Source organism: Nonlabens antarcticus, from assembly GCF_015356755.1.
In the GTDB taxonomy this organism is placed as follows: Bacteria; Bacteroidota; Bacteroidia; order Flavobacteriales; family Flavobacteriaceae; genus Nonlabens; species Nonlabens antarcticus.
In genome coordinates, this window is record NZ_JADFCO010000022.1 from 1 (window position 1) to 243 (window position 243).

Annotated in this window: 1 protein-coding gene; it reads right to left on the reverse strand. The window is 44.0% G+C overall.

The window, feature by feature from the left end; genetic code table 11:
* Positions 1–46: 46 nt before the first annotated feature.
* Positions 47–243, reverse strand: a 197-nt coding sequence (locus IQ282_RS15110) for a hypothetical protein (protein ID WP_228547158.1), incomplete at its 5' end; no start/stop codon positions are given.

Below are 243 nucleotides of genomic sequence, written 5' to 3' on the forward strand. Positions count from 1 at the left end.
CTATAATAAACCTGTCTGTCCAGCCCGAGTAAGTTACAGGTGGAGACTATTGTCTCTTCATGTTCTTCCTTGAAGTTTTCGATAACTCGGGCGTGTAGTTTTTTCTGATCTGGATATCATACTCTTTCTCTGCCATATCCACCAGCATATCAAAGATGATTACCTTTTTGTCGGCACGCTCTGCCAGATGCTCTGCACGAGCTTTCTGCTTCTCAAGCAGCTTGACTCTAGCCTCTAGTTCTA